23 protein-coding genes are annotated in these 23,179 nt (G+C 44.4%); 10 read left to right on the top strand and 13 right to left on the bottom strand.

Features of this window, described 5'->3' with window-relative positions:
- Positions 1–121: 121 nt before the first annotated feature.
- Both FHS68_RS24200 and FHS68_RS24205 read right to left on the bottom strand, forming a co-directional pair.
- Complete coding sequence (locus FHS68_RS24200; RefSeq protein ID WP_167276154.1) at positions 122–979, bottom strand: prephenate dehydrogenase; 858 nt, start codon at positions 977–979, stop codon at positions 122–124.
- Positions 980–1,007: 28 nt separating this feature from the next.
- Positions 1,008–2,165 (bottom strand): pyridoxal phosphate-dependent aminotransferase, encoded by a 1,158-nt coding sequence (locus FHS68_RS24205; RefSeq protein ID WP_167276156.1) that lies wholly within the window; start codon positions 2,163–2,165, stop codon positions 1,008–1,010.
- A 160-nt stretch (positions 2,166–2,325) separates the two neighbouring features.
- Here FHS68_RS24205 and modA point away from each other — a divergent pair, with 160 nt between their 5' ends.
- From modA to FHS68_RS24225, 4 genes are all read left to right on the top strand, one after another.
- Entirely contained in the window at positions 2,326–3,084 is a 759-nt protein-coding gene (modA, locus tag FHS68_RS24210) for a molybdate ABC transporter substrate-binding protein (protein ID WP_167276158.1), read from the top strand.
- Positions 3,085–3,342: 258 nt separating this feature from the next.
- Complete coding sequence (gene modB / locus FHS68_RS24215; RefSeq protein ID WP_167276166.1) at positions 3,343–4,017, top strand: molybdate ABC transporter permease subunit; 675 nt, start codon at positions 3,343–3,345, stop codon at positions 4,015–4,017.
- 46 nt (positions 4,018–4,063) lie between these two features.
- Positions 4,064–4,894 (top strand): sulfate/molybdate ABC transporter ATP-binding protein, encoded by an 831-nt coding sequence (locus FHS68_RS24220; protein ID WP_167276167.1) that lies wholly within the window; start codon positions 4,064–4,066, stop codon positions 4,892–4,894.
- A 70-nt stretch (positions 4,895–4,964) separates the two neighbouring features.
- Positions 4,965–5,642: an SGNH/GDSL hydrolase family protein gene (locus FHS68_RS24225; RefSeq protein WP_167276169.1), complete on the top strand. Its 678-nt coding sequence runs from the start codon at positions 4,965–4,967 to the stop codon at positions 5,640–5,642.
- A 4-nt stretch (positions 5,643–5,646) separates the two neighbouring features.
- On the opposite strand, the gene FHS68_RS24230 is transcribed toward FHS68_RS24225, so the two are convergent.
- The 4 genes from FHS68_RS24230 to thrA all read right to left on the bottom strand — a co-directional run bounded on the left by FHS68_RS24230 (position 5,647) and on the right by thrA (position 10,490).
- Positions 5,647–6,546: a nucleotidyltransferase family protein gene (locus FHS68_RS24230; protein WP_167276171.1), complete on the bottom strand. Its 900-nt coding sequence runs from the start codon at positions 6,544–6,546 to the stop codon at positions 5,647–5,649.
- Positions 6,547–6,675: 129 nt separating this feature from the next.
- Positions 6,676–7,002 (bottom strand): HesB/IscA family protein, encoded by a 327-nt coding sequence (locus FHS68_RS24235; protein WP_167276172.1) that lies wholly within the window; start codon positions 7,000–7,002, stop codon positions 6,676–6,678.
- Positions 7,003–7,080: 78 nt separating this feature from the next.
- Positions 7,081–8,016, bottom strand: a complete 936-nt coding sequence (locus tag FHS68_RS24240; protein WP_167276174.1) for a homoserine kinase — start codon at positions 8,014–8,016, stop codon at positions 7,081–7,083.
- Between the two features lie 17 nt (positions 8,017–8,033).
- Positions 8,034–10,490, bottom strand: a complete 2,457-nt coding sequence (gene thrA, locus FHS68_RS24245; protein ID WP_167276176.1) for a bifunctional aspartate kinase/homoserine dehydrogenase I — start codon at positions 10,488–10,490, stop codon at positions 8,034–8,036.
- A gap of 234 nt (positions 10,491–10,724) precedes the next feature.
- Between thrA and FHS68_RS26300 the strand changes: the two genes are divergently transcribed.
- The gene (locus tag FHS68_RS26300; RefSeq protein WP_208408430.1) at positions 10,725–10,880 is read left to right on the top strand and encodes a hypothetical protein; all 156 of its coding nucleotides are present in this window, start codon (positions 10,725–10,727) and stop codon (positions 10,878–10,880) included.
- On the opposite strand, the gene FHS68_RS24255 is transcribed toward FHS68_RS26300, so the two are convergent.
- Positions 10,877–11,617, bottom strand: a complete 741-nt coding sequence (locus FHS68_RS24255; protein WP_208408432.1) for a hypothetical protein — start codon at positions 11,615–11,617, stop codon at positions 10,877–10,879. The two genes, FHS68_RS26300 and FHS68_RS24255, sit on opposite strands and share 4 nt — an antisense overlap.
- A 208-nt stretch (positions 11,618–11,825) precedes the next feature.
- On the opposite strand from FHS68_RS24255, the gene FHS68_RS24260 reads away from it, so the two are divergent.
- Positions 11,826–12,068, top strand: coding sequence for a hypothetical protein (locus FHS68_RS24260; RefSeq protein WP_167276177.1), 243 nt, complete (start codon positions 11,826–11,828; stop codon positions 12,066–12,068).
- A gap of 3 nt (positions 12,069–12,071) precedes the next feature.
- Here FHS68_RS24260 and FHS68_RS24265 read toward each other — a convergent pair whose 3' ends face one another.
- A complete protein-coding gene (locus FHS68_RS24265; RefSeq protein WP_167276179.1) occupies positions 12,072–15,023 on the bottom strand; it encodes an FAD-binding and (Fe-S)-binding domain-containing protein in 2,952 nt (983 codons plus the stop codon).
- A 126-nt stretch (positions 15,024–15,149) separates the two neighbouring features.
- Between FHS68_RS24265 and FHS68_RS24270 the strand changes: the two genes are divergently transcribed.
- The 3 genes from FHS68_RS24270 (at position 15,150) to FHS68_RS24280 (ending at position 17,359) form a co-directional block, all read left to right on the top strand.
- Positions 15,150–16,607: a TlpA family protein disulfide reductase gene (locus FHS68_RS24270; protein ID WP_167276182.1), complete on the top strand. Its 1,458-nt coding sequence runs from the start codon at positions 15,150–15,152 to the stop codon at positions 16,605–16,607.
- An 85-nt stretch (positions 16,608–16,692) separates the two neighbouring features.
- Positions 16,693–16,986, top strand: a complete 294-nt coding sequence (locus tag FHS68_RS24275) for a type II toxin-antitoxin system HigB family toxin (RefSeq protein WP_167276183.1) — start codon at positions 16,693–16,695, stop codon at positions 16,984–16,986.
- 4 nt (positions 16,987–16,990) lie between these two features.
- On the top strand, positions 16,991–17,359 hold the full coding sequence (locus tag FHS68_RS24280; RefSeq protein ID WP_167276185.1) for a helix-turn-helix domain-containing protein: 369 nt from the start codon (positions 16,991–16,993) through the stop codon (positions 17,357–17,359).
- A 114-nt stretch (positions 17,360–17,473) separates the two neighbouring features.
- On the opposite strand, the gene FHS68_RS24285 is transcribed toward FHS68_RS24280, so the two are convergent.
- The 3 genes from FHS68_RS24285 to FHS68_RS24295 all read right to left on the bottom strand — a co-directional run bounded on the left by FHS68_RS24285 (position 17,474) and on the right by FHS68_RS24295 (position 20,772).
- On the bottom strand, positions 17,474–18,049 hold the full coding sequence (locus FHS68_RS24285; RefSeq protein ID WP_167276187.1) for a DUF4136 domain-containing protein: 576 nt from the start codon (positions 18,047–18,049) through the stop codon (positions 17,474–17,476).
- Between the two features lie 208 nt (positions 18,050–18,257).
- A complete protein-coding gene (locus FHS68_RS24290) occupies positions 18,258–19,625 on the bottom strand; it encodes a Gfo/Idh/MocA family protein (protein ID WP_167276188.1) in 1,368 nt (455 codons plus the stop codon).
- Between the two features lie 151 nt (positions 19,626–19,776).
- Positions 19,777–20,772, bottom strand: coding sequence for a sulfite exporter TauE/SafE family protein (locus FHS68_RS24295; RefSeq protein WP_167276190.1), 996 nt, complete (start codon positions 20,770–20,772; stop codon positions 19,777–19,779).
- Between the two features lie 128 nt (positions 20,773–20,900).
- On the opposite strand from FHS68_RS24295, the gene FHS68_RS24300 reads away from it, so the two are divergent.
- Positions 20,901–21,170: a hypothetical protein gene (locus FHS68_RS24300; protein WP_167276191.1), complete on the top strand. Its 270-nt coding sequence runs from the start codon at positions 20,901–20,903 to the stop codon at positions 21,168–21,170.
- Between the two features lie 58 nt (positions 21,171–21,228).
- Here the strand turns inward: FHS68_RS24300 and FHS68_RS24305 are convergent, their stop codons facing one another.
- A complete protein-coding gene (locus tag FHS68_RS24305; protein ID WP_167276193.1) occupies positions 21,229–22,164 on the bottom strand; it encodes a sugar ABC transporter substrate-binding protein in 936 nt (311 codons plus the stop codon).
- Positions 22,165–22,216: 52 nt separating this feature from the next.
- Positions 22,217–23,167, bottom strand: coding sequence for an ABC transporter permease (locus FHS68_RS24310; protein WP_167276194.1), 951 nt, complete (start codon positions 23,165–23,167; stop codon positions 22,217–22,219).
- Positions 23,168–23,179 lie beyond the last annotated feature (12 nt).

Genomic DNA, 23,179 nt, shown 5'->3' on the forward strand with positions numbered 1-23,179 from the left:
ATCAAAAACAAGATGTCAGAGACGAAAGGTTAACAGCCACTTTTGCACCAATGGTTCCTAAAAGATGAAAATTAGAATGTAATTACCTAATTTTCAATTAATTAAGAAATAAAACAGTTCCTTATTTTTTTTCAATACCTGCCAGGATGCGGCCGATATCATTTGCCCGGTTCATGAAATTCAGGCTCATATCCAGGTCTTCGCTATCAATGGCTTCTTTAAATTTTTTCAGCAGTTCAATATAATCTCCCAATGCTTTTGACACATTGGTTTTATTCTGGTCAAAAATCGGGGCCCACATTTGAGGCGAACTTTTGGCTAGACGCACTGTGGAAGAAAAACCGGTGCTCGCCATATCAAAAATCGCCTTTTCATCGCGTTCCTTATCTAATACCGTCAATCCCAACGCAAAAGAACTAATGTGGCTAAGGTGTGAAACGTAAGCAAGGTGCAGGTCATGTTCCACAGGCATCATATAATGAATTTGCATCCCGCTGTCGCGCAGGAATGTTTCCACCAAACCCAGGGAATCGGGGTTGCTTTTCTCTTTATCGCAAATGATCACATTTTTGCCGGGTAGCAATTCCTTAAATGCAGCGCCCGGTCCTGAGTTTTCGGTACCAGCCATGGGATGGACCGCCACAAATTGTCCGCGTTTTGAATGTGTGTCGGCCAGTTTGCAAATCAGTTCTTTGGTTGAGCCTAAATCCATGATTGTCCGGCCTTCAGGCAAATGATCCAGCATATATGGTAGCAGGCTCGTGATAGCGTCCACAGGTGTTGCCAGCACATTGAGTTCCGAAATCTGTAACGCGGCTTCAAGGCTGACGATTTCATTCACAATACCTTTTGCAAGCGCTATTTTTTGATTTACAGAAGAGTTATCGACGCCCACAAACCTGATATTCGGGTATTTTTCCCTTAATGCCAGTGCAAATGACCCACCCAATAAACCAATACCAATAATGCTGATAACCATTTGAAAATATATCTTAATGAAAACAAGCCTAATCTTTTATCCTTTTTACCGCTTCCCAAATGCGCTCTTTTGGCATGCAGAGCGCGAGACGAATATAACGCTGTCCTTTTGGCCCAAAAATAAAGCCCGGCGCAATAAAAACATGCTTTTCAATCAAAAGTGTATTTACGAGAATTTCGGCGGATACGACCGTTTCAGGTAGCTTTCCCCAAAGGAACATTCCCTCCTGCTTTTGGTCCCAGGTGCAGCCCAATGCATTTAAAAGCGCCTCAGCCGCATCCAGTCGGCCTTGATACACTGCATTTCTCTCGGTATGCCATGCGTCTGAATTCTTCAAAGCTGTAACCGCAGCTTCCTGCATCGCCCAGAACATTCCGGAATCTACATTGCTTTTGATCGTAAGAACAGCATTGACATAAGCCTTTGAAGCCGAAAGCCAGCCTAGCCGCCAGCCAGCCATGTTGTGGGACTTGCTCATCGAATTAAGCTCAATCGCAACATCCTTTGCACCTTGGGTCGCCAGCAGACTTATAGGTGGCTTCTTGTTCAGTATCAGGCTATAAGGATTATCATGACAAAGCAAAATCTGATGTTTTTTTGCAAAAGCGACGGCATTTTCGAACAATTGTCTTGTAGCGGGCGCGCCGGTAGGCATGTGCGGGTAATTCAACCATATGATCTTGGTCCGCGGCGTTACCAGGGATTCCATCGCCTTCCAATCCGGTTGCCAGCCTTCCTGTTCAAGCAACGGATATTCTTTTACGATTGCACCAACCATTTGGCTCACTGCCCGGTACGCCGGATAGCCCAATTCTGGCACAAGTACCTCATCGCCAGGATCAAGGAAAGTTAAAGATATGTGGGTAATACCTTCTTTTGACCCCAATAACGGTAAAATTTCAGATCCCGGATCTAATTGGACACCATATGTATGCGCATAGAACCCTGCAATAGCATTGCGGAAAGCTGGTGTTCCGACATACGGCTGATAACCATGTGCCTGAGGCTTTTGCGCCGCTTCGGACAGCGCAATCAGTGTTTTCTGTGAAGGCATCATATCCGGGTTTCCGATCCCGAGATTGATCACATCATTTCCTTCTGCAATAAGCTTGCGTACTTCGGCCAGTTTGACGGAAAAATAGTATTCCGAAGTTTGCTTGGTACGTTGGGCGGTATCTATAATCATTTGTTATTGAAAGCTATTAGCTGCGGCCGTCGCACGGTAGCTATTAGCTTTTTACCGGGCCACGTTTGGCATATGCTGAAATGGGGCGCAATTTACGATAAATTCCTGTGCAGATATTTTTTGAAAGATGTGAAAGAGATGGTTTTCATTAAATTGCGATATGAACTTTCGACGCCTTCCTTTTTTACTCTTGCTGATTTTCACAGGCTGCTCAGAGCCTTCTGAAAAAATAATTATCGCTACCGCTGCCAATGTTCAGTACGTGATGAAGGAAATTCAGAGGGAATTCGAGAAAGAATCAGGTAAGCAAATTCAGATCGTGGTAGGCTCGTCCGGAAAGCTGACGACCCAGATTCGTGAAGGCGCACCGTTCGATGTTTTTGTGTCGGCAGATACAAAATATCCGCAGGAAATTTTCGATAACGGAGGCTCAGAAGACAAACCAAAAGTTTACGCATTGGGAACATTAGTACTCTGGTCTTCAACGATTCCTGAAAATGAACTTAGCCTAGAAATGCTGGCAACGGACCGATTAAAGAAAATTGCTATTCCTAACCCAAGAACAGCGCCTTACGGAGAAGCCGCAGTGCAGGTTTTAAAAGCCCGCGATCTTTTTGAAAAAACCGAAAAAAAATTGGTTTTCGGCGAAAGCATCGCACAAACCGCGCAATACATCACCTCCGGATCCGTGGAAGCAGGTTTTAACGCGTTATCCATTGTCCTATCTCCTGAAATGAAAGGCAAAGGCCACTACATAACCGTCGATTCAACCCTTTACAAATCCATCCAACAAGCCGCAATCCTCCTAAAACACAGCAAAGACTCCCCCAAAAAAGCAACCAGCGAAGCGTTTTACAAGTTTTTGTACTCCGAAAAAGCAAAAGCGATTTTCAGGAAATATGGGTATAGAAACGAATGAGTGACTGACGAGTGAATGAGTGAATTGTCATTTTGGTCACTGATCGTCATAATGTTGTCGGGGATGGTCAATTGTTGTTTTCAAAAACTATTACCAATTAAAAAAAATAAAACTTCATGACTGCAAATGACAATTTATGACTAGAAGTGACACTCAATTAAAATTCCATTCACTCATTCATTCACTCATTCACTCATTCACTCATTCAAAACTCCACTCATTAAAAATTCCACTCATTCACTCATTCAAAATTAAAAAATGGACCTCCAACCCCTCTGGCTTACTTTCCGACTGGCGACGATCACCTCCGTCATACTCCTGATCATTGCATTGCCCCTGGCTTACTGGCTTGCTTTTGGAAAGTTTAAGGGGCGGGGCATTGCAGAAGCGATTATTGGGATGCCTTTGGTTTTGCCGCCTTCTGTAATCGGGTTTTACCTGCTTTTGGCATTCAGCCCTTCCTATTGGTTTGGGGCATATATTGAGAAAATATTCGGTCTTCGACTGGTTTTTTCATTTCCTGGATTGGTGATTGCATCCGTTTTGTATAGTCTTCCATTTATGATCTACCCGATCCGGGCGGGGCTGCAATCATTGCCGCTATCACTGCGAGAAGCTTCTTACACATTGGGCAAAAGTGAATGGGACACGTTCTTCAAAGTGCTTCTTCCCAATTGCAAACCGGCCATACTGACTGCCTTCGTGCTTACATTCGCCCATACGGTTGGGGAATTCGGGGTGGTGCTGATGATTGGCGGCAACATTCCCGGCGTAACAAAAGTGGCCTCAGTCACCATTTATAATGAAGTGGAAGCGTTGAATTACACCGCCGCGAACCAATATGCGATGGTGCTTTTTGCCATAACATTCGTTATTTTGCTGATAGTATATTCTGTCAACAATAGCCTGCTTCGTGTCCGACAACCTTCTTGACCTCCATATCAGGCATTCCCTTCACACTGCTATAGGGATTTTACCGATGGAGGTTTCATTCCAGCTACCGAAAGGACATATCATGGCACTTACCGGACCATCCGGCGCAGGAAAAACGACCTTATTGAAGCAAATAGCCGGTTTGATCAATCCGGAAACTGGCAGGATTAGTTTCAACTCCACAACCTGGTTTGACTCCGATTTAAATGTAAAATTACCTACCCAGCAGCGGAACATTGGTTTTGTTTTTCAGGATTATGCTCTTTTCCCTAACATGACGGTAAGAGAAAATCTGCTCTTCGCCTTGTCAAAAGGAGAGGATCAGGGCATTGTGGCTGATCTGTTAAAAGACACCGGACTTACTCAGTTAAGCGGGAGAAAACCTTTTCAATTGTCGGGAGGGCAGCAGCAGCGTGTGGCACTGGCCCGCGCTTTGGTACTGAAACCCGATTTGCTTTTGCTGGACGAACCCTTTGCCGCATTAGACCACATCATGCGCCATCAGTTGCAGGATTTGCTTCTGAAATTTCAGCAGCGATATCAATTTTCGGTTATTATCGTTACCCACGACATTGGAGAAATTTTCCGGCTGGCCGAACAGGTGGCGGTAATGGACAATGGAAAGTTGGTGAGTTTCGGCACGCCTTATGAGGTTTATTTAAATAAAAAAACACCTTCCGGCCATCTGATCATCCACGCCGAAGTGCTTAGCTGCCAAAAGCAAAACAACATTCTGCACGTTCAGGCATTAGTTGAAAACAAGATCCGGGAATTGGAATTGCCGGTCGAAATGGAAATCCAATTGCTGCCAGGGACGCATTTCACATTGCAATACGGTACAGATTCGCCACAGATTGGCATCATTAAGACCCATTGATCCTGGTATTCACCAAGGGTAACTTCTTCGAATGATTGTCTTTTCCCCTAAAAAACCCACTAATATTTTTATGAAGCTACTTTTTAAAATATTTCAGATTGCATTTTTTGCATTACCCTTGATAGCCATGCGTGCGGATAAGCCGCTGAAAGTCGTTTTTTTCGGAGATTCCATTACTCAGGCTGGTGTAGGCCCAACCGGTTATATTACCAAAGTGAGTGAAATGTTGAGAGCAAAAGGACAGGATGCCGAATATGAGCTGATTGGGGCGGGTATCGGCGGCAACAAAGTCTACGATCTCTACCTGCGGCTTGAAGATGACGTTCTCGCCAAAAAGCCGGATGTCGTTTTTATTTATGTGGGGATCAATGACGTATGGCACAAAGCGTCTTCAGGAACAGGTACCGATGCTGATAAGTACGTAAAATTTTATGAAGCATTAATCAAGAAATTGAAAGCCCAGAACATCCGGGTGATCGTTTGCACGCCTACCGTGATTGGCGAAAGAAATGACAATTCCAATGCCCAGGACGGCGACCTCAACCAATATGCCAAACTAATCCGCGAAATCGCGAGCCGCAATAGCGTGCAACTTTGCGATCTGAGAAAGTCCTTCCAGGATTACCTGATTCAAAACAATCCTGAGAACAAAGAGAAAGGGATCTTGACTTCTGACAGAGTGCATCTTACTGATGCGGGGAACGTGTTTTTAGCAGAGAAGATGTTGGAAGCGCTGGTGCAGAAATAGGATATCAATCCCAAAGCTTCTTAGGATAATCCCCCAACACATGCAGCGCAGCCAACGAAGCCTGCACAGTCGGCTTATCTTCCGGATACGTAACTCCAAACCAATTGGAAGAAGTACGAAAAACCCGGCAATCGCCTAACCCGTTTTTGATAATATGGGTCATCACCGTGGGAATGTAGAATTCTGCTTTCGGGGTATGAATGTTTGCTCGTGAGTATGAATCGAATAAATCCTTGGTAATTGGGAACATCGTAGGTTTGAACCCCCAAAAATTCATGGAAACAGGGGTTTCGGGGGGTAGTTCCGTTTTAATATCATCCTCTTCAAAGTAAATGAGGCCGTTTTCGCCGAAGATTTTGGTTCGTTCAATGACTGATTCAAGATTATGATCTTCGCGCTCCACACAAATGCCTCTTGAAACTGTGCCGTTTTCTGATAGCGTGCGTTTAAGTTCATAACCAATCATCGCGTGCTGGTTAGGGTTCATGTCATTTTGCAGAAACGCAGACATTGTTTGGAATGCGTTAAGCCCATAAAAATCGTCAGCATTGATCACCGCAAATGGCGTGTCCGTCTGCTCCCAGGCGCATAATGTGGCGTGGCCTGTTCCCCAGGGTTTAATACGGTCTACAACACCCAGATCTTCCGGAACGTAGGATTGGACACCCTGAATCGCAAAATCAAAGTCGATCTTACCAACCAGCTTTGGCGCGAACAGCGCTTCGGCATTATCCTTAATTTCCTGACGAACAATAAATACTACCTTTCCGAAACCGCTTCGGATTGCATCAAATAAAGAATAATCGATGATAGTTTCTCCATTGGGGCCAAACTGATCCAGTTGTTTGATACCTCCGTAACGGCTGCCGATACCCGCAGCTAAAATCAAAAGAGTTGGTTTCATTCAGAATATTTTAAACAGCCTGGGCTGTCGTGTGTAAACGCCGGTAAAATAAATTCTTTCAACACTATAAAAAAAACGCGCCCTGAATTTCAGAGCGCGTCCCACAAAATAAAATATTTTTAAATTTACCTAAACCGCGAAGCTTTCACCGCACCCGCAGGTACGGGTTGCATTGGGATTGATAAACTGGAAACCCTTTCCGTTTAATCCGTCAGAGAAATCGAGCGTAGTTCCTGCGAGATACAAAAGGCTTTTTTTATCGACAATTATTTTTACTCCTTTATCCTCAAAAACCATATCATTGGGCTTGGAATCTGAGTTAAATTCCAGATTATAGGTCAATCCGGAACAGCCGCCGCCCAAAACTCCCACACGGATCTGGTAATCGTCTATGAAACCATCGGCCTGACGAAGTTCCACTATTTTGCCTTTGGCAGTATCGCTTACAGTAACCATAATTTTTATTTTTTATCTTAGACAATTAACATCTGTATCGTTTACGAAAGTTCACGGAAGAGGAAAAGAAAACCTCTTCTACTCTGCCAAAACCATCGCCCCATTTTTATTAATGGCTGAAACATGCAATCCAGCTTCAATTCCAGCTTCCGCGAACCTTTTCTGCATGGCTTCTCCGGCTTTTCGGGCATTGTCAATTCCGCGGCTCAATGCAAACATCGATGGTCCGGCACCTGAAATGCTGCATCCCAATGCACCATTGGAAATGGCCGCCTGTTTTACTTCCTTAAATTCAGGAATAAGAATGGAACGTACAGGCTCAATAATCACATCCACCATGGAACGGCCGATCAAATCGTAGTCGGCTTTCATTAATCCGGCTACCAATCCGGCCACATTACCCATCTGGGCGATCGTATTTTTCAACGAAACTTCATTGCGAAGAATAAAGCGCGCGTCCTTTGTATTGATCTCAATATCAGGGTGAACCAATGTGCAATACAGATCTTCGGGAACCGGGATCGTAAAAATATCCAGCGGAGTATAGCTTCTAATCACCACAAAACCGCCCAAAAGCGATGGCCCCACATTATCGGCATGCGCCGAACCTGAGGCGATGCGTTCCCCTTCCATGGCAAAGGGAAGCAGTTCTTCGCGGGTAAGCGGGTTACCGAGCAGTTCGTTCATCGCCACCACGCCAGCGACTGCACTGGCGGCGCTGGACCCCATTCCGCTGCCCAAAGGCATATTTTTATGAAGGATTACCTCGCATCCAAGATCCTTGATCCTCAGATGTTTCAGCAAATGCAGCATGACAACAGTTACAGCATTCTTTTCAGCATTGCGAGGCAACCTGCCTTCATCTCCAATAATACTGGTAATGACAATCCCGGGCTCGTCCCGCCTACTAAGCTCCACAACATCGCCCGGCTCCTCTATCGCAAATCCGAATATATCAAACCCACACGCAACATTGGCAACCGTAGCCGGGGCAAAAGCTTTAACTGAATTCATTTTTTCTTTAAAATCTGCTAACCTAAATAGCTGCTGATACTCATGATATCGGCAAAAACGCCGGAGGCTGTCACTTCTGCACCCGCGCCTGGGCCTTTAATCACCAGTGGACGGTCCTTATATCTTTCAGTGGTAAAGGAAACAATGTTGTCACTCCCGGATAGCGTATAAAAGGGATGCTGCGAATCAACTGATTTTAACTCGATGCTGGCTTTTCCGTTTTCCAGCGTGGCAATGTATCTCAATTTCATTCCGTTTGCCTCTGCATTGGATTGGCTTTCAGCAAAGTAGGGGTTTGAAATTTCCAGTTCCCTGAAAAAAGCGTCCACAGTGGGCGCATTCAAACAGTTACCCGGCAGAATCTGGGCAATTTTGATTTCCTCGGGTTCCAGTGGGACGCCTACCTCGCGTGCGAGAATCAGGATTTTACGACCTACATCCGCTCCGCTCAGGTCGTCCCGGGGATCTGGTTCGGTGAACCCTTTGGCCTTCGCCTCTTTTACGATATCGACAAACCTGTTCTCCGAATTGAAATTATTGAATATAAAGGATAATGTACCCGAAAGGATCGCCTCAATTTTTAGAAACTTATCTCCACTCGACATTAAGCCCTGAATAGTATTGATAATCGGCAAGCCGGCGCCAACATTGGTTTCATATAAAAACTTAACACCCCGCTGCAATGCAGTCCGCTGCAAAGAAAGATACTCAGAATACGAGCCTGAATTGGCTACTTTATTGGGGGTTACCACCGAAATACTGGCATCTAGCAGCATGTGGTAGTATTGCACAATGTCCTTGTCCGATGTACAATCCACAAAAACACTGTTGGGCAAGTTCAGCTCGATCATGCGCTGAACAAATGCTGGCAAACTTGTTTTCACTCCCTCGTCCATTACCCTCGCCAGCCAATTTTCAGGCTTGATGCCATCCGGATCGAGCAACATTTTCTTGGTATTGGAAAGACCCGCGATATTTAGGTTCAGCAGTCTTTCTTCTCTGAGATACTTGGTCTGGTTTCTTATTTGTTCGATTAAAGTACCTCCAATCAATCCTACGCCTACTATAAAAAGGTTAAGAGAGCGTGTTTCTGATTGGAAAAATACGCCGTGAATGGAGTTAAGTGCTTTGGATAAGTCACTTTTTGCAATAACGACCGAGATATTTAATTCAGAAGACCCCTGTGCCGTGGCCACTACATTAATTCCATTTTTACCCAAAACAGAAAACAGCTTGCCCGAAACGCCGGTACTCTTTTTCATACCTTCTCCCACGATCGCAATGATCGAAAGGTTTTTTTCGATTACAATGCTGTCAATATGTCCCAGGTTAATTTCTGCTGCAAATTCCTTTTCCAAAACTTCGCTGGCGCGCTGGGCGTTTTTTGGGTCAATGGAAAAACAGATCGAATGCTCGGAAGACGCCTGGGAAATAAGGATGACGCTGATCGCATTATTGGAAAGTGATGTGAACAGCCTTCCTGATATCCCTGCCACCCCAATCATCCCGCTGCCCTGAATGTTCACTAGTGCGATCTCATCAATGGAAGAAATTCCGGTGATCGCATACTCCTTACCGTTAGCGGATTTCTGAACATAAGTCCCCTCAAAATCGACATTGAATGTGTTCAGAACCTTTAATGTAATGTTCCGCGCAAAAGCAGGCTGCAAACTGGGCGGGTAAATAACTTTTGCGCCGAAATGCGACAATTCCATGGCTTCAGCATAGGAAATAGAAGGAATTGTAAAAGCATTGGCCACCTTCCGCGGGTCGGCCGTCATCATCCCATCCACATCCGTCCAGATTTCAATGGACCTCGCATCCAGCGCAGCTGCAACGATGGAAGCTGTGTAATCCGATCCGCCGCGGCCCAATGTGGTGGTCACACCTTCCGCAGTAGACGCAATAAAACCGGTGACGCATTGGAGCGCCGATGTTTTGGCAAAATATTCTAAAATCTGTTGATTGGTAATGTCAAAATTAACATCACCCATGCCGTAAGTGGCATTGGTATGGATGATCTGGCGGGCGTCACAAAACTCAGCATTCAAGCCTTTGCTTTTCAGTATCTCCGTAATCACCATCGTGGAAAGTCTTTCCCCAAAGCTCATGATCAGGTCTAATGTCCGCTCTGACAGCTCCTTAATCCAGGAAACACCTTTTAAAATGTCTTCCAATTCATTAAAAAGCCCTCTTACCGCCGCAAATGTGCTGCTTTGGTTTTTGACAGGAATTAAACCTCTTACCACTGCAAAATGACGTTCTTCAACGCCTTTGAGGAATTCGACATAGTCCGCATTTCCGGCAGACGCCATTTTCCCGATTTCGATCAGGCGATTGGTAACGCCGCCCATCGCTGAAAACACGACCGCAAACCGCTCTCCCTTTTCCAGGTTTTCTTCAAGAATCCTAATAACTGTTTTAATGCTGTCAACCGACCCGACAGAGGTACCGCCAAATTTAAGAACCTTCATTGCGTGCTAATATTCGAATATGCGATATAACGGCCAGAACCGCCGTTTTTTTTGAATTGGGTGCAAATATAGTAATTCAAATGCCTGGTATTTCAAAGATCTTGACATCAAAGGCAAGGTGCAGTCCACCGACGGGAATCTTCCCGGGACGAGCATTCTGATCAAAGGTACCAGCCGCGCACTAAAATTGAAGTCTCGCTGGAAAAGGATGCCACGCAGTTCAACGAGATTGTGGTGACAGCATTAGGTATCGCGCGTGAGAAAAAAGCCCTGGGATATGCGGGCCGGGAAGTAAGTGGTAAAACATTAATTGGCATTTCATTCAATACCAATACGGCATTCGAAAGCCCTTTCCGGACACCTGAACGGCAAAATGAATGTATTTTTTAAAAAGCGATGCCTAAGCCGGCACCTACATTGACGACGCCAATAAAACGCTTCTCACTTACTTTTTCTGAAAAATCAAGCGTACCTCTCACTGCACGGATCGTTACATCCTTAATTTCGGCCTCAGCGCCTATTACATCCCCACTTAATTGAAAATATAAGTGGCCCGACAATGGAACCCTCAAACTCGCGCCGCCTGCAAGTCCATAAGCACTCGTTGAAGCCGGTTTCAAATCGACTGTAATGGGCTCACCGCCCGCTTCGGATGTCCCTATCAGGTTTACGGAAGGCGAATTAGCCCAAACTTTACCACCCTGCGCGTGCAATTCGATCTGGACTCGATTAAAATTGATATATAAGGCCGGCCCAATCATTAATGCGGCCAACTTCCATCTCGAAACACTACTTTGCCAATTATAGGTTTCGCCAAGCACTTGCGCGTAAGAATTTGCCTTGTCAATAATTGGCTGGGAATTTGTTTTATTATAATTCATACTTCCCGAAGCCCGTAAGCCGATCCACCTTGCAATACGGACATCAAAATTCGCCTGACCGAAATAGCCGGATCCGGTTAATCCTGCAAAGGGGTCATCAAGTTTTTCCCGGGCGAGTTCACCAACCGGCAAACTATATCCGCCTGTGACCGAAAAAAAACCTCTGGTATTCTGTGCCTGGATTTGTGAATGGACTAATAAAAAAGTGAAGATCAGTAGCGCCTGCTTTGTCAGGGAAATTTTCATGAATATGGCTTTGAACTTGTGGTGAGCTGGGGTTTGGAACGAATTTCCAATTATGCTAACATCAAACATAGCCGTTTTATTACATTTATTACAAACGACTTGGTTTGGGGAAATTTTATCAACACAATGTTATATAAATGACCTGAAATGACTGCTTTTATCATTGGTACAAAAATGGTAGGTCTATCAAAAATTAAATTATTGAACCATGAACAGTCAGGAAACGGATAAGGAAGCGAAAGCAACGAAAAATACCAAAAACGTGTGGAAGTGGATCTTGGGTGTTGGCATTGTATTGATGCTGATAGCCTTCTGGGGAGGGTTTTTCAATCACAAAGAAAATTTCAAAGAAGCGGAGAATCCTGCGGAAACCAGTACGGAAAACAATGCCGCAGTAGTGGATTCTATTGCTTCCGATACGATTAATCAGGGCGTTCGCGATACTCAGTAAGCGTTACTGCGCTAACGCATTCCATAATATTTCAACAGGATGTAATGCTTTACGTCCTGTTCCATCTTTGATTTGGTGACGACAACTGGTTCCCGAAGCGCCAATAATTACTTCCTCAGGTTGCTGTCGAATAGTCGGAAACAATACCAACTCGCCGATTTGCATGGAGACGTCATAATGCTCAACCTCGTAACCGAAAGAACCCGCCATTCCGCAACAGCCCGACGGGATTAATTGAACCTGATAGTTTTCGGGAAGAGATAAGGCTTTTTTGGAGGCCGTTAGTGTAGACAATGCTTTTTGATGACAATGTCCGTGCAGCTTAATAAGCTGCTTTTTTTGTGTAAAAACAGTTTTATTGATGCGTTTTTCGTCAATTTCCCGCGCTATAAATTCTTCAAACAACAGCGCATTTTCAGAAATCCTTTGAGCATCGTCCCGTAGATTTTCAGGAACGAGATCAATGTACTCATCGCGAAAAGATAGGATAGCCGATGGTTCAATGCCGATTAATGGCATGTTGTAAGTTATTTTATCTTTTAAAAGACTTACATTTTTGATGGCCAGTTTTTGCGCTTCTTTCACAAATCCCTTAGATAGATATGACCGTCCGGACTCTCTGTGTTCAGGGATAATCACCTCATAACCCAATGCTTCCAGCAATTCCACCGCCTTTTTTCCAACCTCCACATCATTGTAATTAGTAAACTCGTCGCAAAAAAGATAGACTTGCTTGCTTGCATTAATTGCGCTTTTCTTCCTGTTTTCCCACCATTGTTTTAGGGTCTGGCTACGCAGCATAGGCATCGTACGATCCGGGTGAAAGCCTACAATCTTATTAGCAATTTTCCGCAAAAAAGGATTTCCAAAGACACCATTGAATGCCCAGGGTGCAATGGACGCGAGTTTCATTTGTTTGGAAAAATTGGCTATAAGCTTGCTTCTGAGCGGTATGCCGTGGGTTTCATAGTATTGCTGGGTGAACTCAGCCTTCATTTTGCCAATATCCACACTCGATGGACATTCGGACTTGCAGCCTTTGCAGGATAAACACAGATCCAGCACTTCCTTCACCATTTCCTGATTGACGCCGATATGTTCCTTTTTATTGGCAGGAGTTAAATATTGTCTCAAAATATTGGCCCTGGCCCTGGTGGTATCACGCTCCCTGCGTGTTGCCATGTAGCTCGGGCACATGGTTCCGCCGGTCAGTTCTGTTTTACGGCAATCGCCTGATCCACTGCATTTTTCGGCTAATCTCAACATACCTTCCTGTCTGGAAAAATCAAAAATAGTTTGGATCTCAGGTTGGTTTTTGTCCTGCTGATAGCGTAGAAATTCATTCATTGGCGGGGTATCGACGATCTTATTGGCATTAAAAATGCTTTCCGGATCCCAGATTCGCTTTACCTGCCTGAACATTTCATACACTTCCTCCCCCATCATAAAAGGAATAAATTCTCCTCTTAACCGTCCATCGCCATGTTCACCCGAAAGCGCACCATTGTATTTTTTCACAAGCTTTGCAGTATCTGCTAAAACATCTCTGAATTGCTGCTTGCCTTCGCTGGTTTTGAGATTAATCATCGGCTCGACGTGCAATTCTCCCGCTCCTGCGTGTGCATAGTATGATGCGTGCAAACCATAGCTTTTTAGAAGTGCTGCCAATTCTTCAATGTAAGCAGGCAAGTCTTCCACCGCCACCGCGCAATCCTCGATCAGGTTCACCGGCTGCGTGTCGCCCGGCAGGTTGCGGATCAATCCTAAACCTGCCTTTCTGATATCCCAGGCTTTGGTTGCGTCACTGCCAAATAATAAGGGATAAGCATAGCCAAGATTTTTTGACCTTAATTCGAAGATGAGGGCCGCAGCCTGAGCTTCTACTTCCGCATCTGAATCCCCCCAAAACTCGACCATCAGCAATGCAGCCGGATCACCCTGCATGAAAAAGCGGTTTTGAGAATAAATCGTGTGGTTTTTGGTAAAATCCATGATGTACCGGTCCACCAGCTCGGAGGCTTTGGGATGATATTGCATTGCCACCTGATTCGCCAATAAGGATTCGGCTAATGAATTGGCATGGACGCAAATTACGCCCACCGATGCAGGAGGCACGTCCACCAATGCTAATTTCGCCTCTGTCACAAAACACAATGTCCCTTCCGAACCTGCAATCAGGTTACAAAGATTGATTTCGCCCTTTTCAAAATTACTGACCAAAGCATCCAGTGCGTAGCCCGAATTTCTTCGTGTTACGGATGGTTTCGGGAATTGCTTTTTGATTAATTCCTGATCAACCGGATTCGAAATCAGCCCAAACATACCAGCCAATACCGCCTGCTCGCGCTGTCCTTTTATTTGTTTTTCCGAGACCTTATTCGTGTACTCGCCAATATTTTGGTTATTAAAGACTGTTTCGGAGCCATCGGAAAGTAAAGCGGTTACTTCCAGCAAATGATCGCGGGTGGTACCCCAGGTGATGGAATGCAAACCGCAGGAATTGTTCCCGATCATCCCTCCGATCATTGCCCTGCTAGCTGTTGAAGTTTCCGGGCCAAACAGAAGGCCATATTGCGCCAGATGTTTATTGAGATCATCCCTGATTACACCCGGCTGAACCCTTACCCACTTTTCTACCGCATTGACTTCCAGTATTTTATTAAAGTGTTTGGATATATCCACCACAATTCCGCTCCCAACCACCTGCCCTGCCAGCGATGTTCCAGCGGCGCGTGGGATAAGGGTCACTTTGTTGCTCCGGGCAAATTCAATCAATGTTTTAATATCCGCACTCGTCCTGGGTAGCGCCACTGCCAAAGGCATTTCCTGATATACCGACGCATCGGTCGCATAAATGGACTTTTGAGCTGCATGCAAAGTGGAATTATCATAATAAAGCTCTCCGTGAAACCGGGAACGCAAACCATTGAACTGAAACGGGGACACGAGGCTCATTTGAAATGATGCAAGTATTAAAAAGCGAAGTTAATGTAAGCAAAGAAACCAATAAGAAACGATGTACGTATATTGGCACAGTTTTTACTCTTTTTACAGAGACCTATTATTCACATAGATACAAAAATGAAAAAAGCAGCACTACTGATAATGATGTTCGCCAGCTTTCTGGTAAAAGCCCAAAACACTGCCACTATAACGCTTACAACTTCAAAACAAGGCCCTGTAACCGCTACTCTTGTCCAGGAAGATGTTCATTTCCACCCCAATCTGGGCATCGGTCTGGCGGATATTGAATTGAAGCCGGTCGTATCGGTGGATTTCAAAGAAAAGACCTCCGAGAAGTCCGTTATCCAGCTCACTGAACCCAAAATGATGCGCCTGCAATATGGCGGCGGCGCCATCAACAAAACCTGGATGCTTTTTCTGCAACCAGGCGACGATCTCACCGCGAATTTCGCAGAGAACGCCGATGTAACTTTCACGGGAAAGAACGCCAACTATCAGACCTTTCTGAAAAACTATTTTCTTGAAAATCAATACCAGTATCTCCCGGTTTTCGGCTATAAACCGTCTCAGATCGATAACAAGAGTGTCGTGCAACAAAGCGACAGCTTGAAAAAAGTACGCTTGGAAGCCTTTGAAAAATTTAAAGCAGCCAATCCTGCGGTTCCTGCTTTCGAAGCATACGTGACGGCTACAACGATCACCGAACCTGCACTTACCCGCCGGGCGATCCAGGAAAAAATCATGCGTCGCAATCGGGTGGTAATGCTGGATGCAACCCAGCGAAAAGAATTGGATGATGCTACATTGGCTGATTTTAAGATTCTGGCAGATGATGCGTTGTTAAGTCAGGCTTACCGGGATGAATTGCGCAACTGGGCGTTGATCCCCTCAACCCGAAAATTTCCGCTGCGATCACAATCCAGGTATGAAATAGGTCCGGAAGCGTTGAAAGATGTGTATGCATTCAGTAAAGAGAAATTGGCAGCTTATCCAAAGCAAAGGGAATATTTGCTTACCTACTGGCTTAATTATGCGGCTACTGCCATTCCTACCGTGGAAACGAGTAAAGCGCTTTTGGAAGATTATAAGTCCACTTTTCCTCAATCGGCCAATGCGGAATACATTACAAAGCTCATTCAGACGAAAGAATCGCTTCAACCTGGCAGTGCAGTTGCCGATGTAACACTATTGAATGTGGATAGCTCGGCCATAACAGTCGCATCGTTGCAGGGAAAACCAGTTTGCATGGTTTTCTCATTCAGCATTGGTCAGCATGAACCCGGCTTAAAGGCATTGGAAGACAAGTATGCGGGTAAAGTTTCTTTTGTCTATGTTTCGGTAGCACCCGGAATTTCTTTGGGCACCTGGAAGCAATATTCCAAAGACAGGCCAAATGCAAAACATCTCTGGGCTTCTGATGAAAATATCGAATTACTTAAAGATAAATACGCCATTGACATTCGGTATCCTTATTTAGTTATAAATCCCACAGGTAAACTAGTGAACCGCTGGATTGCCCAGGAATTTCCTGATAATAAGGCATTGGATATGGAATTGTCGAAAGCTACGATGTAGCAAAACATATCAAATATAGGCAGGAAAAGTTGTCGCAATGACAACTTTTCCTGCCTATATTTGTTTCAATAAATACACACGCAAAATGAATGTAATCAGCTTTAAGAAGTTAAGGGAATTTTATGAAGTTCACCCCGACTCTAAAATTTATTTAACGTCCTGGTTTAAAACAGTGCGAAAAGCCAATTGGAAGGATTTCAATGCGGTAAAAGTTGATTTCAACAGTGTGGATTTAGTCGGTGATAGTCGTCTAATTTTTAATATTAAAGGAAATCATTACCGTTTGATTGCGAGGGTAAATTTTGAATATGGAAGATTGATGATTAAATGGCTCGGCACACATGCAGAATATGATAAAATAGATGCAGTTAAGATATAATCTTATGGAAATTAAAATAATTGAAACGGAAGAGGAGTATAACATTGCAATTGAACGTATTGACCAGTTATTTGATGCATTGAAAGGCAGCAAGGAAGCGAGTGAATTGGATCTTCTGACTTTGCTGGTCAACAAGTATGAGGAGGAAAATTATCCGATTGAAGAGCCTGACCCAGTTGAATATATTAAAATTAGGATGGAGGAAATGGGCTTGAAAGCTTCTGATCTGATTCCTTTCATGGGTAATAAAGGAAATGTCTCGAAGGTCTTAAGCCGCAAACGTGGTTTGTCGATTGATATGATACGTAATCTTCACAAGGGACTTGGTTTCCCCTTAGATATTTTGATACAAGGCGCTGTTGCGAAGCCCTAGCTTCATTCTAACTATTAAAAAGGCCGGCGGCCGGAACAAGTAGCAAATTTTCTGACTTGTTCCGGCCGTCGGCCTTTGAATAAACGGTACCAAGCAGGAGCTTCGTACCAGCTTTTACTTCCTGCTATACGTATCCAGAGTAGCTTCGGGGAATGTTCTCAGGATATCGGACATGGTATTTTTTACCATTGATTCGCGGTCATCCTTTTTAGTCGGCGCTTTTACTTTGCCTGATGCCCATCCCTGCCAGATCATACGGTCGCTGTTTTTCTGATAAATATTCAGGATAAAACGGCTTTCCTGGTAATTGTAGGTCGAAATATTGTTTCCACCACCATACCACCACATATATGGCGAGTATGAATTATTGGACCTAACTTGCTGACGGTCTTTCACATCTGTCATAAACCTAACAATAATCTCTGGATTCTGTTTATCCATTTTATAGCCTTTAGATTCCATCACTTCCACAACTGCATCACCCAATCTTCTCCTGTTCAATTCACTTCCCAAAAGAGGATCAGTTTCCATGTTATGCTCTGATTCTACCTTAAAAGTTTTGAATTGTTTAAGATTCACAGATGAATCGTAATCGTAACTGACCTGAAGGGCCTGGCTACAAGCCATTATGAGAACTCCCGCCACTACCGACACACCGGCGGATTTCATCAACTTCATTATGTTTTTCATTTCTGTTTGAACGTTTGGTTAGACAATTTATCTGACAGTTTCCGAGGGTATATGGTTTAAATATTCGGAAAACAACTATTAAACTACTAAACAAATAAAGTTGGTATATCGATCCGGAAATTTCCTCTTTAAACAAATACGCGCCCGGGGTTTCCGGACGCGATTCACTGGGATTTATACGGGGACCACAAGCTTTTTGCTACTTAATCTAAACTTTTTTATAGTCGGGATGTTTGTATGAAGCACGGTAAGGACGAGCTAAAAGGCCATTAGCCTCTCTGTCACCAACAATTTCGCGTTTTACCGGATCATAAACAATAGGTCTGCCGGTTTTCATTGAGAGATTTGCAAGAATACAGCTTGCCGTAGAAATATGTCCTTCTTCAATGTCCGCAACCGGTTTGCTGCTGTTGTCGATTGCACTTAAAAAGTCGAGCATATGCAGACGGGTCGCGGGAGCCGCATTCAATTCTATGGCTTTTTCTTTCAAATCTTCAGGATATTTTTCTTTTTCAAAGACCACATCTTTATGGATTTTTTCACCTTTTCCCTGGGGTATAAAATCATAAGCCATAGTACTTGCCCAAAGGGTGCCTTTTTCACCATAAAGTGTAAAAGACCATGGGTAATCAGGGTTATTGGGCGTTCCCCAGGTCCGGTGCTGCCAAACGCAATTCAGCTCCGGATATTCGAAAATGGCCGATTGGGTATCTGATATATTAGATTTTCCCTCTTTTTGGACATAAATCCCTCCTGTTGAACTGATTTTAGTCGGCCAGCCTAATTTCAGCATCCAGCGCACGGTGTCAAACATGTGAACGCACATATCTCCAGTAATCCCATTTCCATATTCCATAAATGTTCGCCACCAACGCACATGTGGTATACCATCATAGGGCCTGAGCGGCGCCGGGCCGGTCCATTTTTCGTAATCCAAAAAATCCGGAACTGCTTCGACAGGCGGATTTCCGTTGTTTCTCATATGATAATAACAGCACATTTCGACGTGGGAGATTTTGCCTAATAAACCTGCGTCCACAATGTTTTTCTTCGCATCGATCAGGTGGGGCGTACTTTTTCTTTGCGTACCGACCTGAACCACTTTCTTATATTTTCGGGCGGCGGCAACCATTGCTTCACCCTCCATAACATCAACACTGATTGGCTTTTGTACATAAACATGGGCTCCCGCTTTCACCGCATCGATCATTTGCAAGGCGTGCCAATGGTCGGGTGTGCCAATCAATACAATGTCCAGCTCATTTTCCGAGAGTAGCTTTTGATAATCACCATAAAGCTTAGGAACTTTGCCAGATTTCTGCCGCTGACTTACGAGCTTCCCAGCTTCATTCAATTGATTTTTATCCACATCACAAAGAGCAATAACCTCAACCGGAGCCACTTGTATCAACCGAAACAAATCACTTTTACCGTACCAGCCTGTTCCTATTAAGCCTACCCTGAGTGGATTAGCCGGATTGATTAGGTCCATGCCTCGCGCACCAAAAGTAGAAAGCGCCAACGCTGCTGTGGCTCCGTGAAGAAACGTGCGACGATTGATATTGAAAGTGTTCATTTTGAAAAAGCCAGTTGGTTAGAAAATAAAAAAGCGTTCACCGATGCGAACGCTTATAGAAAGGAAGTTTTTGAGCATGTTTACTTTGAATGCCTTTGATTTAGGCAGCAACTTTTAATCTTAGTTGATCCTAAGGTTTCATTGGACACTGTTATTTTGGATCTGCCTCTCGTTTGAGTTTAGCCAGGTACATAAACAACCCAAGTCCGGCAATAAGCGTTGCTGCACACATCAGGATCTGGTTGACACTGGGCTTGATTACGATCATCGCGCCGATGAACTGTACAATCAGGATGATATATAGAATCCTGGCGATTCCTTCGCGGGGGAGCTTGGTGATTACAAAAGCCCCTAACGGAGCAAAAAAGACGACTATCGGGACGCAGGCGATCCATAATTCAAACGATTCCTGACTAAAATCTTTGAGAATGATGACGTGAAGGAAGAAACCCAGCAAAGTTTCAATTGTCATAATGATAACCGAGGAAGGCGTCGCTACTTTTTCGCTAACCCTATAATAAATGGTCATCAGGCAAAAAGTGAAAATATTAATACCTGTTCCAAAAATAGAGGAGATTATACCACCGATGAGACCGAAGATGGCTAAACGCAACTGATCTTTCGAGTTAAAATGCTGGATAGATTCAAATACATACCTTTTCGGACGGCTGTTTTCCCGCCAGAGCGCAATGCCAAAACTGAGCCATAGGGATACAAAAAACAACTTCGCCATGACCGGTGAGATTAGTGGAACGACGTAGAATGTTCCAAAAACCAACCCACAAATGCCTCCTAATGTCACAAATCTGATATAATTCCATTCTACCTTAACCCGTAACCCAATGATGAGGAGCGACGCAGAAGTCATTCCAATGCTCTGGATCGCAAATGCGAAGTTGCGGGCAACAGGAGGTGGTATTTTGAGCAGTAATGTAAAGACAGGGTACGCTATGGCCGCACTTCCTTCCGGACTGGAACCCGCGATGAAAGATCCGAAGACCATTGTGAGCATAGCAGCCCATTTTTTCTCAAGGAATTGTAGGTCGGGATATGCTGAAACGTAATAGAACCAACCGCTTAAAACGGTTATCAGGAAAATAAGATAAAGAACGGGTATACGTCTTGGGTTTTGGGGGGAGCCTGCCATTTAATAATTGCCGTGGATTTGGGTTATTTTATTGATCCTGCAAAAGTCAAAAATACTTACAATAGCATAACTTTACGGTTTATTATCCGTACCGTAACTCCATTTATAAACCTTAAAAATTAAAAGCAATGCCAAACATTGAAAGTAGCGAAGAGATTGTTGGTAACCAACAATCCATATTGGGAAACCAGGATACTATTTTGGAAAACCAGAATTTTTTGAAAGATAATCAAGGATCGATCCTTGAAAATCAAAAAATAATCACGGACAACCAACAGGCTATTCTGACCAACCAGGAAACGATTGTTAAAAATCAGGAATCCATCCTGAACAACCAGAACAACCTGGAACTGATCCTTAAAAACCAGGAAAAAATCCTGGCCCTGCTAGAAAAGTAGGTTTGCTGAAATGCCCGTTAAAGTGCCTGCTTGGTAAGAGCGGGCATTTTTTTAACATCTACTTCAAAAACGCCCCAACATTCTCCTTCGTCACCAACTGAAAAGGTATAAGAACCTCCTTATCAAACGCCTCCTTCTTTGCGGCTTTGACAGCTGTCTCAATGGCCTTACCACCTTGTTCGGTCGCGTTTTGAAAAATAGTCGCATCCAAAGATCCCTTTTTGACTGCCTGCAACGCATCGGGGATCGCGTCGACGCTTACGACCAGGACTTTCCCTTTTAAACCCGCTGCTTCCAATGCCTTAACAGCTCCCATTCCCATTTCATCATTGTGGGCGAAGATTGCATTGATCTGATTTCCATAGGATTGGATCCAGTTTTCAGTCAGGGACATTGCTTTCGCACGGTCCCATTCTCCGGTTTGTTCTGCCAAAAGTTTTAAGCCGGGATTGGCCTTCAGAATTTCTTTCGCACCATTATCTCTTTTGATTTGCGCAGCCTGACCCATAAATCCATGCATCATGAGGATATTTCCCTTTCCTCTTAGTTTTTCGGAAATGTATTTCATTGCAATGCGGGCAGATTCAGTGTCGTCCGAACCTACGAATGCCGTTGGTTTCGCGCTGGTTTCCGAATTAACATTAATGATTGGGATTTTCGCATCCATGGCCAATTTTACGGCTGGCGAACTTGCTTCCACTTCGCAGGGATTCATGATGATCGCATCCACGCCTTGCGCGATAAAACTCTCCACCTGTTCAACCTGTTTCAAGGCCGAACGTTCAGCGTCAACCGTTATCAATTCAACATTCAACTCCTTTGCTTTTGCCTCCATTTCATCGCTCACATTCACGATGAATTCGTTTTGCATGCTCAGCATCGTAGCCCCGATCAAGAGTTTTTTTTCCGAACCTGCTTCCGATTCGCTTGTTTTTGATTGGTTGCAGCCAAGTAAAAGTGAGCCTGCAAGTAGGATATAAGATGTAAGTTTCATAGGTGTTTGGCTGTCAGCTTTCGGCCGTCGGCTTTCGATTTTGATTTATTCTTTATGTTCCTGTTTTTCCTGCGCTGTCTAAAACAACTGCTCCAATAATAATAACACCCATTACCACCTGCTGATAGTAAGATGTTACGTTCAAAAGATCAAGGCTATTGCTGATTACGCCAATCAGTAAGGCGCCCATGAGTGTGCCAGTCATCGTACCGGTTCCACCGGAAGTGCTGGTTCCACCGATAATTGCAGCGGCAATTGCATCCAGTTCAAACCCTGCCCCGGCATTCGGCTGACCCGTGGTAATCCTGGATGTAAGTAAAATCCCTCCCACCGCCGAAAGCAGCCCGCAAATGCTATACACCCACATTTTGACCCTGCTCACATTAATTCCGGAAGCACGAGCAGCGGGTTCGTTACCTCCGACCGCATACATATATCTTCCAAGGACAGTTTTATTCAGAATTATGGCACAAATGATAAATGCCAAAACCAGTATGACAATTGGAAATGGAATACCCAAAATATTACCACCGCCGATAAAATTAAAGGAATCCGACAAATTGGAAATGGGTCGGCCCTTACTAAGAATTAATGCCAGGCCCCGTCCGATCGTCATCGTACCCAAAGTCACGATAAATGGCGGCACCTTACTTTTTGTAATGACAAGTCCGTTGAATGCACCGAGCAACAATCCAGCTCCAAGTCCTGCAAACAATGGCACCGCCAACGGATAAGTATCCGGATGTGCAAACAGAGCCGCTACCACGCCGGTGATGGCAACCATCGAACCCAATGACAGGTCAATTCCACCTGTGATGATGACAAATGTCACCCCAAACGCAAGCAACGCATTGATAGAAACCTGCGTGCCAATGATCAAAAGATTGGATAAGGTAAAAAATCTGGGTGTACTCAATGCAAGAGCCAGGCAGATCAGTACGAATGCCAGAAAAATGCCGTAACGGCTTATATTGGGGTATCGGGAGTTAAGGTTCACTTCCATAGAAAGAGGTTT

Source organism: Dyadobacter arcticus, from assembly GCF_011762185.1.
GTDB lineage: Bacteria > Bacteroidota > Bacteroidia > Cytophagales > Spirosomataceae > Dyadobacter > Dyadobacter arcticus.

Bases quoted from the DNA above. Each gene is read 5' to 3' on its own strand.
- FHS68_RS24290 (WP_167276188.1), bottom strand. From the start codon at position 19,625: ATGAACACTTTCAATATCAATCGTCGCACGTTTCTTCACGGAGCCACA.
- FHS68_RS24280 (WP_167276185.1), top strand. From the start codon at position 16,991: ATGGAAATTAAAATAATTGAAACGGAAGAGGAGTATAACATTGCAATT.
- FHS68_RS24270 (WP_167276182.1), top strand. From the start codon at position 15,150: ATGAAAAAAGCAGCACTACTGATAATGATGTTCGCCAGCTTTCTGGTA.
- FHS68_RS24225 (WP_167276169.1), top strand. From the start codon at position 4,965: ATGAAGCTACTTTTTAAAATATTTCAGATTGCATTTTTTGCATTACCC.
- FHS68_RS24240 (WP_167276174.1), bottom strand. From the start codon at position 8,016: ATGAATTCAGTTAAAGCTTTTGCCCCGGCTACGGTTGCCAATGTTGCG.
- FHS68_RS24200 (WP_167276154.1), bottom strand. From the start codon at position 979: ATGGTTATCAGCATTATTGGTATTGGTTTATTGGGTGGGTCATTTGCA.
- FHS68_RS24260 (WP_167276177.1), top strand. From the start codon at position 11,826: ATGAACAGTCAGGAAACGGATAAGGAAGCGAAAGCAACGAAAAATACC.
- modA (WP_167276158.1), top strand. From the start codon at position 2,326: ATGAACTTTCGACGCCTTCCTTTTTTACTCTTGCTGATTTTCACAGGC.
- FHS68_RS24300 (WP_167276191.1), top strand. From the start codon at position 20,901: ATGCCAAACATTGAAAGTAGCGAAGAGATTGTTGGTAACCAACAATCC.
- FHS68_RS24205 (WP_167276156.1), bottom strand. From the start codon at position 2,165: ATGATTATAGATACCGCCCAACGTACCAAGCAAACTTCGGAATACTAT.
- modB (WP_167276166.1), top strand. From the start codon at position 3,343: ATGGACCTCCAACCCCTCTGGCTTACTTTCCGACTGGCGACGATCACC.
- FHS68_RS24255 (WP_208408432.1), bottom strand. From the start codon at position 11,617: ATGAAAATTTCCCTGACAAAGCAGGCGCTACTGATCTTCACTTTTTTA.
- FHS68_RS24295 (WP_167276190.1), bottom strand. From the start codon at position 20,772: ATGGCAGGCTCCCCCCAAAACCCAAGACGTATACCCGTTCTTTATCTT.
- FHS68_RS24235 (WP_167276172.1), bottom strand. From the start codon at position 7,002: ATGGTTACTGTAAGCGATACTGCCAAAGGCAAAATAGTGGAACTTCGT.
- thrA (WP_167276176.1), bottom strand. From the start codon at position 10,490: ATGAAGGTTCTTAAATTTGGCGGTACCTCTGTCGGGTCGGTTGACAGC.
- FHS68_RS24275 (WP_167276183.1), top strand. From the start codon at position 16,693: ATGAATGTAATCAGCTTTAAGAAGTTAAGGGAATTTTATGAAGTTCAC.
- FHS68_RS24305 (WP_167276193.1), bottom strand. From the start codon at position 22,164: ATGAAACTTACATCTTATATCCTACTTGCAGGCTCACTTTTACTTGGC.
- FHS68_RS24230 (WP_167276171.1), bottom strand. From the start codon at position 6,546: ATGAAACCAACTCTTTTGATTTTAGCTGCGGGTATCGGCAGCCGTTAC.
- FHS68_RS24310 (WP_167276194.1), bottom strand. From the start codon at position 23,167: ATGGAAGTGAACCTTAACTCCCGATACCCCAATATAAGCCGTTACGGC.
- FHS68_RS24265 (WP_167276179.1), bottom strand. From the start codon at position 15,023: ATGAGCCTCGTGTCCCCGTTTCAGTTCAATGGTTTGCGTTCCCGGTTT.
- FHS68_RS24220 (WP_167276167.1), top strand. From the start codon at position 4,064: ATGGAGGTTTCATTCCAGCTACCGAAAGGACATATCATGGCACTTACC.
- FHS68_RS24285 (WP_167276187.1), bottom strand. From the start codon at position 18,049: ATGAAAAACATAATGAAGTTGATGAAATCCGCCGGTGTGTCGGTAGTG.